Origin of the sequence: Streptomyces sp. WMMB 714 (genome assembly GCF_900090125.1) — a bacterium.
GTDB classification, from domain to species: domain Bacteria; phylum Actinomycetota; class Actinomycetes; order Streptomycetales; family Streptomycetaceae; genus Streptomyces; species Streptomyces daqingensis.
In genome coordinates this window covers 14,510-29,470 of the sequence record NZ_FMHJ01000018.1, presented here as the reverse complement: position 1 = coordinate 29,470, position 14,961 = coordinate 14,510, and the positions used below count along the sequence as shown (strand labels likewise).

The 14,961-nt window shown below is 69.7% G+C and carries 9 protein-coding genes; all 9 read left to right on the top strand.

Translation table 11 applies throughout. From position 1 onward, the window contains the following. The first annotated feature begins 43 nt into the window (after nucleotides 1-43). The 9 genes from H181DRAFT_RS26295 to H181DRAFT_RS26255 all read left to right on the top strand — a co-directional run bounded on the left by H181DRAFT_RS26295 (nucleotide 44) and on the right by H181DRAFT_RS26255 (nucleotide 14,459). Nucleotides 44-907, top strand: a complete 864-nt coding sequence (locus tag H181DRAFT_RS26295; RefSeq protein WP_045866998.1) for a carbohydrate ABC transporter permease — start codon at nucleotides 44-46, stop codon at nucleotides 905-907. A gap of 98 nt (nucleotides 908-1,005) precedes the next feature. Further along, nucleotides 1,006-2,730 carry a beta-N-acetylhexosaminidase gene (locus H181DRAFT_RS26290; protein WP_045866945.1) on the top strand — a complete coding sequence of 575 codons (1,725 nt, stop codon included), beginning with the start codon at nucleotides 1,006-1,008 and terminating at the stop codon, nucleotides 2,728-2,730. Between the two features lie 424 nt (nucleotides 2,731-3,154). Next, a complete protein-coding gene (locus H181DRAFT_RS26285) occupies nucleotides 3,155-4,015 on the top strand; it encodes an FAD binding domain-containing protein (RefSeq protein ID WP_045866944.1) in 861 nt (286 codons plus the stop codon). Continuing rightward, nucleotides 4,012-6,093, top strand: a complete 2,082-nt coding sequence (locus H181DRAFT_RS29250) for a (2Fe-2S)-binding protein (protein WP_052708749.1) — start codon at nucleotides 4,012-4,014, stop codon at nucleotides 6,091-6,093. The genes H181DRAFT_RS26285 and H181DRAFT_RS29250 overlap by 4 nt, the downstream gene beginning before the upstream one ends. A gap of 235 nt (nucleotides 6,094-6,328) precedes the next feature. After that, nucleotides 6,329-8,662 (top strand): xanthine dehydrogenase family protein molybdopterin-binding subunit, encoded by a 2,334-nt coding sequence (locus H181DRAFT_RS26275; protein WP_045866996.1) that lies wholly within the window; start codon nucleotides 6,329-6,331, stop codon nucleotides 8,660-8,662. A 1,121-nt stretch (nucleotides 8,663-9,783) separates the two neighbouring features. Beyond that, nucleotides 9,784-10,860: a hypothetical protein gene (locus H181DRAFT_RS26270; protein ID WP_139131763.1), complete on the top strand. Its 1,077-nt coding sequence runs from the start codon at nucleotides 9,784-9,786 to the stop codon at nucleotides 10,858-10,860. A 431-nt stretch (nucleotides 10,861-11,291) separates the two neighbouring features. Then, nucleotides 11,292-11,612, top strand: a complete 321-nt coding sequence (locus tag H181DRAFT_RS26265) for a hypothetical protein (RefSeq protein ID WP_045866995.1) — start codon at nucleotides 11,292-11,294, stop codon at nucleotides 11,610-11,612. 21 nt (nucleotides 11,613-11,633) lie between these two features. Continuing rightward, nucleotides 11,634-13,076 (top strand): hypothetical protein, encoded by a 1,443-nt coding sequence (locus H181DRAFT_RS29245; protein ID WP_074468059.1) that lies wholly within the window; start codon nucleotides 11,634-11,636, stop codon nucleotides 13,074-13,076. Nucleotides 13,077-13,166: 90 nt separating this feature from the next. After that, complete coding sequence (locus H181DRAFT_RS26255) at nucleotides 13,167-14,459, top strand: S8 family serine peptidase (RefSeq protein WP_045866939.1); 1,293 nt, start codon at nucleotides 13,167-13,169, stop codon at nucleotides 14,457-14,459. Nucleotides 14,460-14,961: the final 502 nt, after the last annotated feature.

Here is a 14,961-nt window from a genome sequence, read left to right as displayed (position 1 = left end):
CGCAGCCGAACGGCGGCGGGGCACCCACGGTTCCGGTCCGGAAATCGCGCCGAACGGCCGCCGCCCGGGCTGGCGTCGGGCACCGAGGAGGCCGTGGCGGCTCGCGGCGGAGGCATCCGCCGTCCTCGTCGCTCTCGCCGTCGCCTTTCCGCTGTACTGGATGGTGCTTTCCGCCTTCAGGCCCGCCGCGGAGATCCATTCCGGGCGCCCCGTGCCGTGGACGCTGAACCCGTCCTGGGACGCGTTCCGCCGCGTCTTCGAACAGCAGGAATTCGGGCGGTACTTCGTCAACAGCGTCCTCGTCGCCGTCACGGTGGTCGTGGCCTCGGCGCTGATCGCATTCCTCGCCGCGACGGCGGTGGCGCGCTTCCGGTTCCGTTTCCGTACGACGCTGCTCGTGCTGTTCCTGGTGGCGCAGATGGTGCCCGTCGAGGCGCTGACGATTCCGATGTTCTTCCTGATGCGCGACGCCGGAGTCCTCAACTCGCTGCTCTCGCTGGTACTTCCGCACCTGGCGTTCTCGCTGCCGTTCGCCGTGTGGATGCTGCGGGGTTTCGTGAAGGCCGTCCCCGAGGCGCTGGAGGAGCAGGCCACGGTCGACGGGGCGAGCCGTGCGCGCTTTCTCTGGCAGATCCTCTTTCCGCTGGTCTTCCCGGGTCTCGTGGCGACGAGTGTCTTCTCCTTCATCTCGACGTGGAACGACTTCCTGTTCGCCAAGTCCTTCATCGTCTCCGCGACCGAGAACTCGACCCTGCCCATGGCCCTGCTGGTCTTCTTCGACACCGAGACGCCCGACTGGGGCGGGGTGATGGCCGCTTCCACGGTGATGACCCTGCCGGTGCTGGTCTTCTTCGTCCTCGTGCACAGGCGTCTGGTCTCGGGGCTGGGAGGGGCGGTCAAGGACTGAGCGCGGACTGGGCGCCGGCTGAGCGCGGGTTGGGCGCGATCGGCCGTCGCACCAGGACATCTCCTCCTGAAGTTCCCCTTTCCAGAAGGGAGTTCGGCGTGACCCGGACCGATCTCGTCCCCGCGCCGCGGAAGTGGGTACCGGCAGCGGGCCCGCCGTTCGTGCTCGCCCCCGGCACCGCGCTCGACGCGGCACCCGGAACCGAGGACACCGCACGCTGGCTACGGGGCACGCTCGGGGCCGCCGCGGGAGTGCAGTTGCCGCCGGCAGTGGGCCGACCGGCCCCGGACGGCGGGGTGATCGTCCTCCGTACGGACGGGCCGCTCGGGGAACGGCTCGGCCCGGAGGGCTACGTGCTGGAGTCGGATGCCCGGCGCGTCACCGTCACGGGCGGGTCCCCGGCAGGCGTCTTCCACGGCGCGCAGACCCTGCGGCAGCTCCTCGGCCCCGCCGCGTACCGCCGCGCCAGAACAGCACCCTCGGAGGGGAGATGGAGCGTACCGGCACTCCGCGTGGAGGACGCGCCCCGCTTCGCGTGGCGGGGGTACCTGCTGGACGTGGCCCGCCACTTCATGCCCAAGGACGGCGTGCTGCGCACCCTCGACCTGCTGGCCGCGCACAAGCTCAACGTGCTGCACCTGCACCTCACCGACGACCAGGGCTGGCGGATCGAGATCGAGTCCCGCCCGCGCCTGACCGGCGTCGGCGCGACCCGTGCCCGTACCCGCGTCGGCCACGGCGGCCGCGACCGCGGCGGGACGCCGATGTGGGACGAGCGCGTACACGGCGGCCGTTACACGCAGGACGACCTCCGGGAGATCGTCGCGTACGCCGCCGAGCGTCACATCACCGTCGTTCCCGAGATCGACCTCCCGGGCCACTCCCAGGCCGCCGTCGCCGCCTACCCCGAACTGGGCAACACCGACGTCGTCGACACGGAGTCGCTGCGGGTGTGGACGGAGTGGGGCGTGAGCCCGAACGTCCTGGCGCCCACCGAGGAGGTGCTGCGCTTCTACGAGGGCGTGCTGGAGGAGGTCCTGGAGATCTTCCCGTCCCGCTTCGTGCATCTCGGCGGCGACGAGTGCCCCAAGGACCAGTGGCGCGCCTCTCCCACCGCGCAGGCGCGCATCCGCGAGGCGGGGCTGCTGGAGGACGGGCCGGCGTCGGGCCCCGGCCACGGGCCCGAGGCCGCCCGGCCGGCCCCCGAGGAGGCGTTGCAGTCGTGGTTCGTCCGGCACTTCGCCGGCTGGCTCGCCGCCCGTGGACGCCGCCTCGTCGGCTGGGACGAGATCCTCACCGGCGGCCTGCCGGAAGGCGCCGCCGTCTCCTCCTGGCGCGGCAGCTCCGGCGGCGTCGCGGCGGCCCGCGCCGGGCACGACGTGGTGATGTGCCCCGAGCGGCACGTGTACCTGGACCACCGCCAGGACGCGGGCGCGGACGAGCCGGTACCGCTCGGGTACGTGCGGACGCTGGAGGACGTCTACCGGTTCGAGCCGGTGCCGCCGGAGCTGGCGGGGACCCGGTACGAGCGCCACGTACTGGGTGCGCAGGCCAACATGTGGACCGAGTGCGCCGAGAACCAGCAGCGCGTCGACTACCAGACGTTCCCGCGCCTGGCCGCGTTCGCAGAAGTGGCGTGGTCCCGCCTTCCGCCGCCGCAGGAGCGGGACTTCGCGGACTTCGAGCGCCGGATGGAGCAGGCCCACTACGCGCGTCTCGACGCGATGGGAGTCGACTACCGCCCGCCGGGAGGCCCGCATCCGTGGCAGCGCCGTCCGGGCGTCCAGGGGAGGCCGGCCGAGGGTGCGCCGCCGTCGACGTGACCCTGTGACCGGGGATCGCCGCTCGATCACCGAAAGTGTTCACGTGGTTGCACGAAGTGCGCAACTGGTGTGCCGGTGCCGTCGTTTCGCGGCGTTGGTCCCTAGCACGAAAGTCCGTACAGGTGCCCGGATCTCCGCAACGGGCCCCCGGAGTGGCAAATCCCCACTTGATCGTGTGAGCAGGGGATTAGGGGCCAACGCACCGGACATGGGACGAGGATGACGACGACAGACGGAACCACCCGGACCAGCCCTTACCGGGCCCCCGGTCCGACTGTCCGCCGAGATGTGCCAGAGTTGCCTCGTCCGGGCTGTGAGCACGTACCGTACGGGCACGGCGGCCGGACGGACCGGGGAAGGGGCGGCTGGGTTGAGCACGCACGCACAGCATGAACAACATGCGCCACAGGCTGTGCCGTCAGTCATGCTGCCGACCACTCTGGACGAGGCCGTGTCGGCGCTCTCCACGGTGCCCGCGGCCGTTCCCGTCGCAGGTGGCACGGATCTGATGGCGGGGGTCAACTCGGGCCAGCTGCGGCCCACGGCGCTCGTCGGTCTCGGCCGCATCAGCGAGATCCGCGGCTGGCAGTACCTCGACGGGCACGCCCTGCTCGGCGCCGGCCTGACGCACGCCCGCATGGGACGGCCCGACTTCTCCGCGCTCATCCCCGCCCTCGCCGCCAGTGCACGCGCCGCCGGACCTCCGCAGATCCGCAACGCGGGCACCCTCGGCGGCAACATCGTCAGCGCCGCCCCCACGGGGGACACACTGCCGGTGCTCGCCGCGCTGGAGGCCACGCTCGTCGTCGCCGGTCCCGAGGGGTCCCGACGTGAGATCCCGGTGAGCCATCTGCTGGCCAACGTGGAGATGCTGCGGCCCAGCGAGATCGTCGGACACGTACGCGTCCCGCTCCTCCACGCCCCCCAGACCTTCCTCAAGGCGACCGGGCGCACCGGCCCCGGCAGGGCCCTGGCCTCCGTCGCCGTCGTGCTGGACCCGCTGCGGCGCGGAGTGCGCTGCGCGGTCGGCGCGGTCGCGCCGATGCCGCTGCGTCCGCTGGAGGCGGAGCGCTGGATCGCCTCGCTCATCGACTGGGACGGGGAGCGCGGGCTCGCCCCGGAAGCGCTGAACGCTTTCGGGGACTATGTCGCGATGGCGTGCATTCCCGATCCTCCGCCGCCGGAGGACGGCGGCGAGGCTCCCGTACTTCCGCCCGCGGCACTCCATTTGCGGCGTACGGTGGCCACACTGGCCCGCCGAGGACTCGGGAGGGCGCTCGCATGAGCAACGGCAATCCGCACGGCGACCCCAACGCCCGTCCCCACCCGAACGCGAACCAGGACGCCGGCCACGCGCCGCGGCAGGACCAGCGGCAGGGCCGGACGTACGGGCAAGGACACGGGTACGGCGAGGGCGCGCCGCAGTCGTACCCGCAGGAGGGCTGGGGCGGCGAGTACGACGCGGACGCCACCGCCTTCGTGCAGCTGCCGAGCGGCCCGCTTCCGCCGCCAGGCGCCGGCGTCGACGCCTGGGGCCCGCTGGCCGCACCCGGAACGGGGCAGGGGGGCTACACGCCGCCGTCCCTCGACCCCGCCGCGGTGGCGGGGCAGCAGTCCTCCCCGCCGGTGCCCGCCCCCACCACCGATCCGGCGGCCGCAGGGAACTGGGCGATGCCCTTCGGGCAGCAGCCGCCCGGCGGGCCGCGCGACGGGCGGGGCGGCCCCCCGTACGGGCAGCAGGACCAGCAGTACGGGCAGCAGTACGGGCAGGGTTACGCCCGCGAGCAGGAACACCCGCAGGAGGAGAACTACCGGGTGCAGTCGTCCTTTCCGTCGGCTCCCGCGGAGCAGCACGACGGCGAGAGCGCGTCCTCGGCGGCCATGGGGCAGGGGGCGGCAGCGGCGCTCGCGGGCTCTCACGAGGCGCGTACGCTGCGGCGTCCGCTCGGCTCGGGCGGCGGCGCGGGCGACGAGGCGGAGCCGATAGGACCGGGCACGTCCTTCGCTCAGGAGCAGGCCGAGCGCCAGCAGGAGCAGCAGCAGCGGTACCGGCAGGACCCGGGCGGCGAGGCGCGGTACGCGGAGGCGCACGCCCACCGGCAGGTGCCCTTCGGGGGGCAGGGGGAGGCCCAAGGGCCGGAGGCGGGCGCACCGCCGTCACAGGGACAGGGGCACGCCTACGCGGCGGCGCCGCACGACAGCGCCGGAGCGCCGGCGGCGGGCGCTCCGCAGGGGCCGGGGGCCGAAGGCCACGCCGGCCGCGGAGGCGACGGCGCCTCCGTAAGCGGAAGCGGTACCGGAGGCAGCGGAGCTCCCGCGGGGAACGGCGCAGGCGCCTCCGACGACGGAACAGAGGGCGGCAACCTCCGCCTGGGCACGGTGCGTTCGGGACTTCCCTTCACTCCTTCGTCCGGCGGCGCGGGCAACGGCGCCACTACGGGCGGGCAGTGGCCGCCCACCGGCCAGAACGGCCCCGGAGGCGACGGCCCGGCAGGAGACGCCGCCCGGCAGAGCAACTCGGCGGACACGAACGGCAGTCGGCCCGGCGGCGCGGCGCCGTCCGGCGCGTCCGCCTCCCACGGCACCGCCTCAGACGGCACCGCGGGCACCGCGAACGACGACGGCTCCGCACCCCATGACGCGGCGTCCCCCGGTACGGCGTCCCCCGACGCCGCGTCCGGCACCCCGCCCGCCGACGGGACGGTCTCGGAGGCCCCGTCCGTCGAGCTGGCACCCGAACTCGGAGGCGAACACCCCCACGTCTCCTACGTGTTGCACGTCAACGGCGCCGACCGGCCCGTCACCGACGCGTGGATCGGCGAATCGCTGCTGTACGTGCTCCGCGAGCGCCTCGGCCTGGCCGGCGCCAAGGACGGCTGCTCGCAGGGGGAGTGCGGCGCCTGCTCCGTACAGGTCGACGGCCGCCTGGTGGCCTCCTGCCTCGTGCCCGCGGCGACCTCCGCGGGCAGCGAGATCCGGACGGTGGAGGGCCTCGCGGTCGACGGCGTACTCTCCGACGTCCAGCGGGCGTTGACCGAATCCGGGGCCGTCCAGTGCGGCTTCTGCGTCCCCGGACTGGCGATGACCGTGCACGACCTCCTGGAGGGCAACCACGCCCCCAGCGAGCTGGAGACCCGCAAGGCCATCTGCGGCAACCTCTGCCGCTGCTCCGGCTACCGCGGCGTGCTCGAAGCCGTCCGCACGGTCGTGAGCGAGCGGGCGGAGCAGGCCGCCCGGGAGGAAGAGGAAGCCGAAGCGGAGGCGGAGGCCCAGGAGCGGATGGACGCCCAGCAGGCGCGCATCCCGCACCAGGCGGGCCCGGGCGCGGGCGGCGCCTACTACCCCCCGGGGAGCGGCGCATGAGGCGTCCCGGCTTCTCCGCGTCCCGCGTTCGGCCCCAGGGCGGACGGTCCACCACCGCCGGAGCGGCGTGCGGTGCCGGGGTGCCGGGCAAGGGCGCCGGCGGGAAGCCGGCAGCCCCCTCCGCAACTCGCGGCACACGCGGCGGCACGAGTGGCTGCACACGAAGCGGGGGACGACGAGGAGAAGGACGCGTACGGCGCGTACGACGCGGCGGACGATGCGGAAAGGCAGCGGCATGACCAGCACGGCCGACGGTCCCGGCGCCGTCACAGCGACTCCGTCCCAAGGCACGCCTCTGCCGCACGAACCCGCCGACGGCCCCGTCACCAAGGGCATCGGCGCGTCCCTCCCCTCGGTCGACGCAGCCGCCAAGGCCGAGGGCACCTTCCCGTACGCCGCCGACCTGTGGGCCGAAGGCCTGCTGTGGGCGGCCGTGCTGCGCTCGCCCCACCCGCACGCCCGCATCCTCTCGATCGACACCACGCAGGCGGCGGCGCTCCCCGGCGTGCACGCCGTGGTCACCCACGAGGACGTGCCGGGCGACGCCGGACACGGACGCAAGGTCGCCGACCAGCCGGCCTTCGCACGCGACCTGGTGCGCTACTACGGCGAGCCCGTCGCGGCAGTAGCCGCCGACCACCCCGACACCGCCCGGCTGGCCGCCGCCGCCATCGACGTCGAGTACGAGCCGCTGGAAGCGGTCACCGACCCGGAGAAGTCCTTCGAGGCCGAACCGCTCCACCCCGACGGCAACCTGATCCGCCACATCCCGCTGCGCTTCGGAGACCCGGACATCACGGGCGACGTCGTCGTGGAGGGCCTCTACCGCATCGGCCGCCAGGACCCCGCACCCATCGGCGCCGAAGCGGGGCTGGCCGTACCGCGCCCCGACGGCGGCGTGGAGATCTACACGGCCTCCACCGACCCCCACACCGACCGCGACCTGGCCGCCGCCTGCTTCGGCCTGCCGCCGGAGCAGGTGAAGATCGTCGTCACCGGCGTTCCGGGCGCGATGGGCGACCGCGAAGACACCGGTCTGCAGATGCCGTTGGGCTTGCTGGCCATGAAGACCGGGTCACCGGTCAAGATCGCGGCCACCCGCGAGGAGTCCTTCCTCGGCCACGCGCACCGCCACCCCACCCTGCTGCGCTACCGCCACCACGCGGACAACGAGGGCCGCCTGGTCAAGGTCGAGGCGCAGATCCTCATGGATGCCGGCGCGTACGCGGACACCAGCGCCGACGCACTCGCCGCGGCCGTCTCCTTCGCGGCGGGGCCGTACGTCGTCCCCCACGCGTCCGTGGACGGCTGGGCCGTACGCACCAACAACCCGCCCTCCGGCCACGTACGCGGCGAAGGCGCCATGCAGGTCTGCGCGGCGTACGAAGGCCAGATGGACAAGCTGGCCGCCCAGTTGCGCATCGACCCCGCCGAGCTGCGGATGCGCAACGTCATGGCGACGGGAGACCTCCTCCCCACCGGCCAGACTGTCACCTGCCCGGCGCCCGTCGCCGAACTCCTGCGCGCCGTAAGGGAAGCACCGCTCCCGCCGCTGCCCAAGGACAGCCCCGCACGGGACTGGCTGCTGCCGGGCGGCCCCGAAGGCGCAGGCGAGCCGGGCGCGGTACGGAGGGGCGTCGGCTACGCGCTCGGCATGGTCCACATGCTGGGGGCCGAAGGCGCCGACGAGGTCTCCACCGCCACCGTGAAGGTCAACGGGCCCGTGGCGACGGTGATGTGCGCCGCCGTCGAATCCGGCCAGGGCTTCACGACGCTGGCCCGTCAGATCGTCCAGGAGACCCTGGGCATCGACGAGGTCCACGTCGCCTCCGTCGACACCGACCAGCCTTCCGCCGGCGCGGGCGCGCACAGCCGGCACACCTGGGTCTCGGGCGGCGCGGTCGAGCGGGCGGCGAAGATGGTGCGTTCGCAGCTGCTGCAGCCCCTGGCCTCGAAGTTCGGGATGACGGCGGAACTGCTCTCCGTCTCCGACGGGAAGATCACCTCCTACGACGGCGTGCTGTCCACGACCGTCGCGGAGGCCCTGGAGGGCAAGGAGCTCTGGGCGACGGCCCAGTGCCGCCCCCACCCGACCGAGCCGCTCGACGAGACGGGACAGGGCGACGCCTTCGTCGGCATGGCCTTCGCGGCCGTACGCGCAGTCGTGGACGTCGACATCGAACTCGGCTCCGTGCGGGTGGTCGAGATGGCCGTGGCGCAGGACGTGGGACGCGTGCTGAACCCGCGTCAGCTCCGCGCGCGCATCGAGGCGGGCGTCACGCAGGGCGTCGGAGCGGCTCTCACAGAGCACCTGCGCATCGCACGCGGCGTCGTACGCCGCCCCGACTTCACCGGCTACGCGCTGCCGACGGCGCTGGACGCCCCGGACATCCGCATCGTCAAACTCGTCGAGGAACAGGACGTCGTGGCGCCGTTCGGCGCGAAGGCCGCGTCCGCCGTCCCGGTGGTCGTCTCCCCGGCGGCGGTCGCCTCCGCGGTCCGCGCAGCCACGGGCCGCCCGGTCAACCGCCTCCCGATCCGCCCCCAGGCGGCGGTCCAGGGCGGGTGAGGGGCGGGGCGAGACCTCAGCCTCGGTGCCGATTTCCTACCAGCGTCGACCGCTCCGGTCATGGTTGCGACGCTTCCAATCGCGATCGCCGCAACACCAGTCTGGCTAGATGATTTCGGATGACTCAGACAGAGGACTCACCCATCGGCAAGGCTCCTGGGCCGAACCTGTCCGCACATGTGCCCCACCTGATGTTGGCGGTGCGCACCCGACGAGTAATCGAGCTGATCGGCGTGCTGGCAGGCACGACGCTGTTCTGGAGTTGGATGCTCATGCCCAACTCCGTGCTTCGCAGCGTTCTTACGGTTCCCTGCCAGCGCAAGTCATCGGAGGGAACCACTGCCCTGGAGAGGGAAACGTGGTTTCGCTGGGCTCCGCGAACCATGATTCTCGCGAGGTGATCGCGTTGCTCGTCACCGATCATGCTGGTCGCCAGTTCCAGGCGGCCGGCCACCAGGACGGGGTGTTGGTCTGGCATCCGGTGCGCAATTGGCGACGCGGGAAGAAGGCTCCCAATTGAATTGTGTCTGACACCGGTTGGCATATTCCGGGTGAACTCGATGCCAAGGACCTGGAGTCGATCATGGCTCCTGACCCCGCCACCCGGGAGGTGGATACTGCCCGCGATTCAGGCGATCGTGAGGTATCGCCTGGAGGTGAAGGGGCGGCTGGTTGCGGCTCGACGGCATGAGGGCTGTGAGATGTCATGTCGGCGGTCGGTGACCGGCTTCGCTAGCCAAACGTCGGAAACGTCACTCTCCAGGAAGATTCGAATGAGTAGTCTCAGCGATCCGCGAACCGGCCCCGACTCGCTTGGTTCAGCAGGGAACAACGCATCACTGTCAGGTCGGGCGGGTTCAGCATTGCGCCATGGGGCGACAATTGGGCGCGCGGTCGCCGTTGTCACGCCCCTCGCTCTCATTGCGAACGCCGCCGCATGGTTGCTTCTGGGGGCAGGGGCGTTGCGGGCCGCCCTGGCATGGAGCTGCACTGTTGCGCTTGCCCTATGCCTCTTCGCGATTTTCATCGTCAGGGCAGGCTCTCCGGTGACGGACACTGCGGCGGTGTACCGGGCTGCGTGGCAGACCGGGCTACGTGGGTCCCTTAGCCGCTGGTGGCGGTTGATTGTCGGAGGGTTCCTATTCCCGGCGTTCGTCGCGCTGCTCTTCGGCATGGGGTCCTCTGCGCGGGAGGAGCCGAATGACAACCAGCGGATCGCTGCTTCTGGCGGACGGATAGTCGCCACACCGGTCGAGGAGGTTCACTCCCTTGGCAAGACGGGTAGCAGGAACGCCGGTTACCGGGCGCGCTATGACGTTCGGACTCCAGAGGGTCGCCGCGTTCAAGTCGAGTTCGTGAACGAACGGAACCTCAAAAAGGGCGAAACCGTGTTCTTGGGGTACGCGCCGGGCCATCCTGAGCTCCAGCCCGTCGGGGACGCCGAACGCAGCGAGGTCGCACAGCAGTTGTCCGGGCGCTCTATGGGCTTTCGTCAGTGGGTGTTCGTCCTCATCGGGTGGGCGGGTGGCACCGTCGCCTTCGTCGTCTGGTTGATCCGTGGCGGTGCCGGCCGGCTCCCGAAGGGGCGTATGAAGCGTGCCGAGCGCGGGATGGCATCCGCGTCGGCTCACATCAACGGCTACATCGAGTACGCGGTACCTCGCCCGAACAAGTCCCCCGACGGCTTCAACGGGCTCAAGGTCCACTGCGGCGGCCAAGACCTCGCCTTCCAGGCGCCCGGCTGCAATGCCAAGTACGCCGCCGTCGTACTGACAGGGCAGAGCGGCCAGTTGGAGTGGCCGGCGGACCTTTCCAAAGCGCCTGAGGAGAACCTGCTGGCGACCACCCCTGTCGACTTCGTCGCCCCTGACGGACGCCGTCTCCCCGGCAACGTCCCCACCCACTCCCTGCAACAGCTCACCGCTCAGGGCGTTGCGCAGGCTATGCCGTCGCCTCCGGACCCAGCTCGGACGGTTGCCAACGCCGTGGATCTCGGGGCCGCATGGCCGCTGACGCTTCCCCATCCCGTTCTCCTGTTGCTGCTCCTCGTTCTGGTCCTGCCAGCACCCCTCAACGCCGTGCACCACTCCGGCGGCTGGGGGGTAGCCCTCCTCATTGCGAGTGCCGTCTCGGCCGTCGCTGCCGGTGTCGTCATGCTCTATCAAGACCACAAGCACAAGCCGCCGGCGGCTAACTGATGAGGTGTGCGTCGAGCCATCGGCCGGACTGGTCTGCGGGGGTGCAAGCACCAGTCCGCCGCATCACGATCAGGTATCACTGCCCAGCTCAACTGGGCAGAGGACGTACGGCATATGTGCGTCTTGCGCCATCGTGGCGGAAGTCCGGTTACAGGCGCGGGGGTGGGTTGTCGCAGCATGCAGGGGGGATCGCCTGCAGTACCGGATTCCGCGCCTGCGGGAGGTGGCAAGATCGTGGGGGTGGTGACCCGGTGTCAGTAGGTGTTACTAGGGTGTGCGAGGAAGCGTCTTACGGCACCATGGGTCGGTACTGTCTTTGCGGCTCAACTGTCCGAGTGGGCCGGGACGGCCTCTGGTACGCAGTCGGTGTGCACGGGTGGATGCGGAACGCATGACGGAGAAGGAACGGGGAGGGCGCAGCCGTGGGTGAGATGCGGGTTGATCTCAGCGAGCTCGAGGAGACCGTACGCAAGCTCAATCGTGTGAAGAGCGCGATGGGTGACTCGGTGACGAAGAGCAAGTACAACACCTTCCTCCCTGGCGGCGCGCTAGGTGCCGAGTTCGACGAGGAGCGCGACCTCACCAAGGCGCACCAGGAGATGAAAAAGCACATTGAGGAAGTCGTCGATTACCTCAACATTGTCATCGATGATTTCGGCACAAACACCAAAAAGGCGCACGGCAAGTACCAGGACGCCGAACACGACGCGAAGTACGGCATGGACGGCGGCCGTTCAGGGTCCGGGAACTAACGGACAGGGGGCGAGGACGAGATGGGCGACGAGGGACTCAGCGACTTCACCGACACGGGCAACATGTGCTACGCGGGCAACGTCAAGACGCCGTTCGCGACAGGGAGAGACATCTCCCAAATGAAGAAGATGCTGGCCGGGGCCAAACCGGACCTGGTGCTTGAGGTGGCCGATGCTTGGAAGGCCATCAACGACCATCTGGTGGGTGGCGGCGGCAGCATCAAGAGCGATTTCGACAAGGCCGTCGAACACGTTCTGCAGCACTGGGAGGGTGAGTCCGCTGACGAGTTCGCCAAGAAGGCGAGGAAGGTCAGCAAGTCCATCTCCGACTGCGCTACTTACGCGATGCGTACCTCGACCGTGATGCGCAATGCCGGCCAGCAGTTGAGCGACATCAAGCCGAAACTCGAAGCGATCGAAGAGCCCGGCACCATGGACAAGGCCTTCGACAAGATCGGCGACGGCTTCTCCCGTGATGAGGACTGGAAGGGCGAGATCAGCGGCAACCAGGGCGCGCAGAAGGCCCTGGACAACCACGATGGCAACCTCTCTGCAGGCAAGGAAGCGCAACTGAAGGCCGCCGCGCTGATGGAGACCCTGGCCCTTACGTATTCGTCGCAGGCGCAGACGATGGGGTCGTGGAACCGGAAGCCGCCGCCCCGTGGCAAGCACGGTTCGGAAGACTACCCAGGTGACCCGGGGGGCGTGGCACCTGTTCCTGTCCCCCTGGCTTCTGACAGTGGCAGTCCTAGCGCAGCTGTCTCTGCCACCTCCCGAACCAGCAATGCCGTCGGAAAGACGACCCCGAAGTCGACTTCGCCTACCGTTTCGGGAACGCCCGCCGCAGCCACCAAGGTGGACGGGATCTCAGGCGGAACTGCGACCGGCCAGCGTCCTGGTGGCCCAAATGCGAGCGGTCCCACCGCCGGAGTCTCCGGTGGTCCTTCTGCCGGGGCTGGTTCCGTCGGAGCTGGCGGTATCGCTGGCGGACCTGGGTACGTCGGTCAGGCCTCCGGCAACCGTGGCGTTGCTGGGGCCGGCGCGGGCGCCCGTGCCGGTGTCGGTGCCGGTGCTCGCGGCGGCACCGGTGGACGAGTTGCTGCCGGCATCGGAGCTGGCGGTCGTGGCGGGGCTGCCGGAGGTGTAGGCGGTAGGGGCGCTAACAGTGCCGCTGGCCGCGGTCCGTTGGCACGTCAGCGAGGTGGCGTTCTCGACACTCCGGATCAGGGCAAGGGCGCTGCTCGGCAGGGTGGTGCGGGGCTGCACTCAAGCCGTGGCGGCGCCATGGCAGGTGAGCGGGGTCGCAACGCCGGGGGTCTCATGGGCCGTGGTGCTGCTGCCGGTAGCAACGCCCGGCGTCAACAGGATGAGAACAGCCAGGGTGAGCGTCCGGACTACCTTGTCGAGGATGAGGAGACCTGGATGCCCGAGCGGCGGGATGTAGCCCCGCCGACGATCGGCTGACGGGGACCCGGCAGACTACGAGGCACCGCAAGCTCAGGGGCGCGGCCACAAGGCCGCGCCCCTCCGCCGCAACAAAAGAGGACTCGACAGATGGGCAAGAGGCCGACCCTGCGTGTCATCGGTAGCACAGCGATTGCAGGGGTTTTGATCTTTGCTGCATCACCACAGGCTGTGGCCGATGACGTCAGGGATAAACAGTGGGCCCTCGATGCACTCGATGCCGAGTCCGTATGGAAGGTCACTAGGGGCAAGGGCCAGACGATTGCGGTCATCGACGACGGTGTCAATGCCCAGCACCCTGACCTGAAGGGCAATGTTCTCAAGGGGAAGGACTTCGTCGACGGCGGATCTCCGGCTCCGGAACGTGGTGACTCCCATGGCACCGGGATGGCTGCCATGATCGCGGGGCATGGACATGGGCCAGGAAACGCCAACGGCATTATGGGTCTTGCACCTGCGGCGAAGATCCTTCCGATCCGTGTCACGGGTGGGAAGCTAGACGATTCGATCAAGTACGCAGTCGATCATGGGGCTTCTGTGATCAACATCTCGTTGGGGGATGACAGTGAGAACTCCGATGACGACGACGAGGCGATTACTTATGCGTTGAAGAAGGATGTGCCTGTCTTCGCATCAACCGGTAACTCTGGAGGCGCCGTTGAGTATCCAGCGGCCTACCCGGGAGTTGTGCCGGTTGGTGGTGTGAAGCAGGACGGAACACTCTGGGAGAAATCGAATAAGGGTCCTGAAACTCTGCTGGTCGGACCTGCCACCCGTGTCCTCACTGCGGGGGGTGAAGATAGCAACTACTACGCGTACGGTACGGGGACTTCTGATGCTACGGCTTACGCGTCAGCCACCGCCGCACTGATCAGGGCGAAGTACCCAGACCTCGCCGCAGGACAGGTTGTCAACCGTCTGGCGAAGACAGCCAAGATGCCCGCCTCGGAGAAGGGGGCGAAGGTCCCTGATGAGCGTTACGGCTACGGTGCGATTAGCCCTCTCGCTGCGCTCCAGGAGGACATCCCCAAGGGGCCTAAGTACGGTCCACTCAGTCTCCCGTTGGAGATCAAGAATGAGGTTGAGGCAGCTAAGCAACTCAAGGAAGATAAGGCCCTCGAAGAAAAGCAGGACCGGGAGTTCGTCATTCTGTGGACGATCACGGGTGTTCTTGCGTTCCTTTTCGTGGGCGCGATCGTGCTCACCATCGTTCTCGTGCGGCGTCGTAGGCGGAACCGGAACAGTGGTCCCGGTGGGCCGGGAGCCCCGGGCGGTTATTCGTACTCACCGAACCAGGCACCCGGCTACGGGATGCCGTCTCAGCAACAGCAGCTGTACACCCCTGAGTCGACGGCTCCGCCGCAGCAGCCGCCGTACAACTAGACGAACCGGTGTCCTCACGTCTCAGGTGACGTGATCTGAGGATCCTCCAGACTTGTGTGCGCTGGACTCGTCCGAGTCATGGCGTTCCAGTCACACCTCACCAGGGCCGGGGTGTTGGGCGGTTGGCAGTGGCTGTATCAACGCCCGGCGGACGAGCGCCGTGGCCATCGGTTCACGGGACCGCTGCCGGCAGCAACGTCTGATGCCAGCAGGATGAGAACAGCCAGGGAGAGCACTCGGACTACCTCTTCCAGGAAGAGGAGTCACAGGCTTCTGTCCTGCTACTCCGCGCCCAGGCTTTTGGGGTGCCGAAACCGAGCAGGGAGCCATGTCATACCCCAGCACGCCCGCAGGGTCCGGTCACTACGGGCCGTACGGCCAGCAGCCCCCAGGAGCACCGCCGATGCCGCCCGGTCCGCCGGGGCCCGGAACGCAGCCGGGTCTACAGGGCATGCCCAGTCAGGGCGATGCGTCACTTTTGCAGTCGGACGGTAGGCCCCCG

Bases quoted from the DNA above. Each gene is read 5' to 3' on its own strand.
- H181DRAFT_RS26285 (WP_045866944.1), top strand. From the start codon at position 3,155: ATGCTGCCGACCACTCTGGACGAGGCCGTGTCGGCGCTCTCCACGGTG.
- H181DRAFT_RS29250 (WP_052708749.1), top strand. From the start codon at position 4,012: ATGAGCAACGGCAATCCGCACGGCGACCCCAACGCCCGTCCCCACCCG.
- H181DRAFT_RS26275 (WP_045866996.1), top strand. From the start codon at position 6,329: ATGACCAGCACGGCCGACGGTCCCGGCGCCGTCACAGCGACTCCGTCC.
- H181DRAFT_RS26255 (WP_045866939.1), top strand. From the start codon at position 13,167: ATGGGCAAGAGGCCGACCCTGCGTGTCATCGGTAGCACAGCGATTGCA.
- H181DRAFT_RS26265 (WP_045866995.1), top strand. From the start codon at position 11,292: ATGCGGGTTGATCTCAGCGAGCTCGAGGAGACCGTACGCAAGCTCAAT.
- H181DRAFT_RS29245 (WP_074468059.1), top strand. From the start codon at position 11,634: ATGGGCGACGAGGGACTCAGCGACTTCACCGACACGGGCAACATGTGC.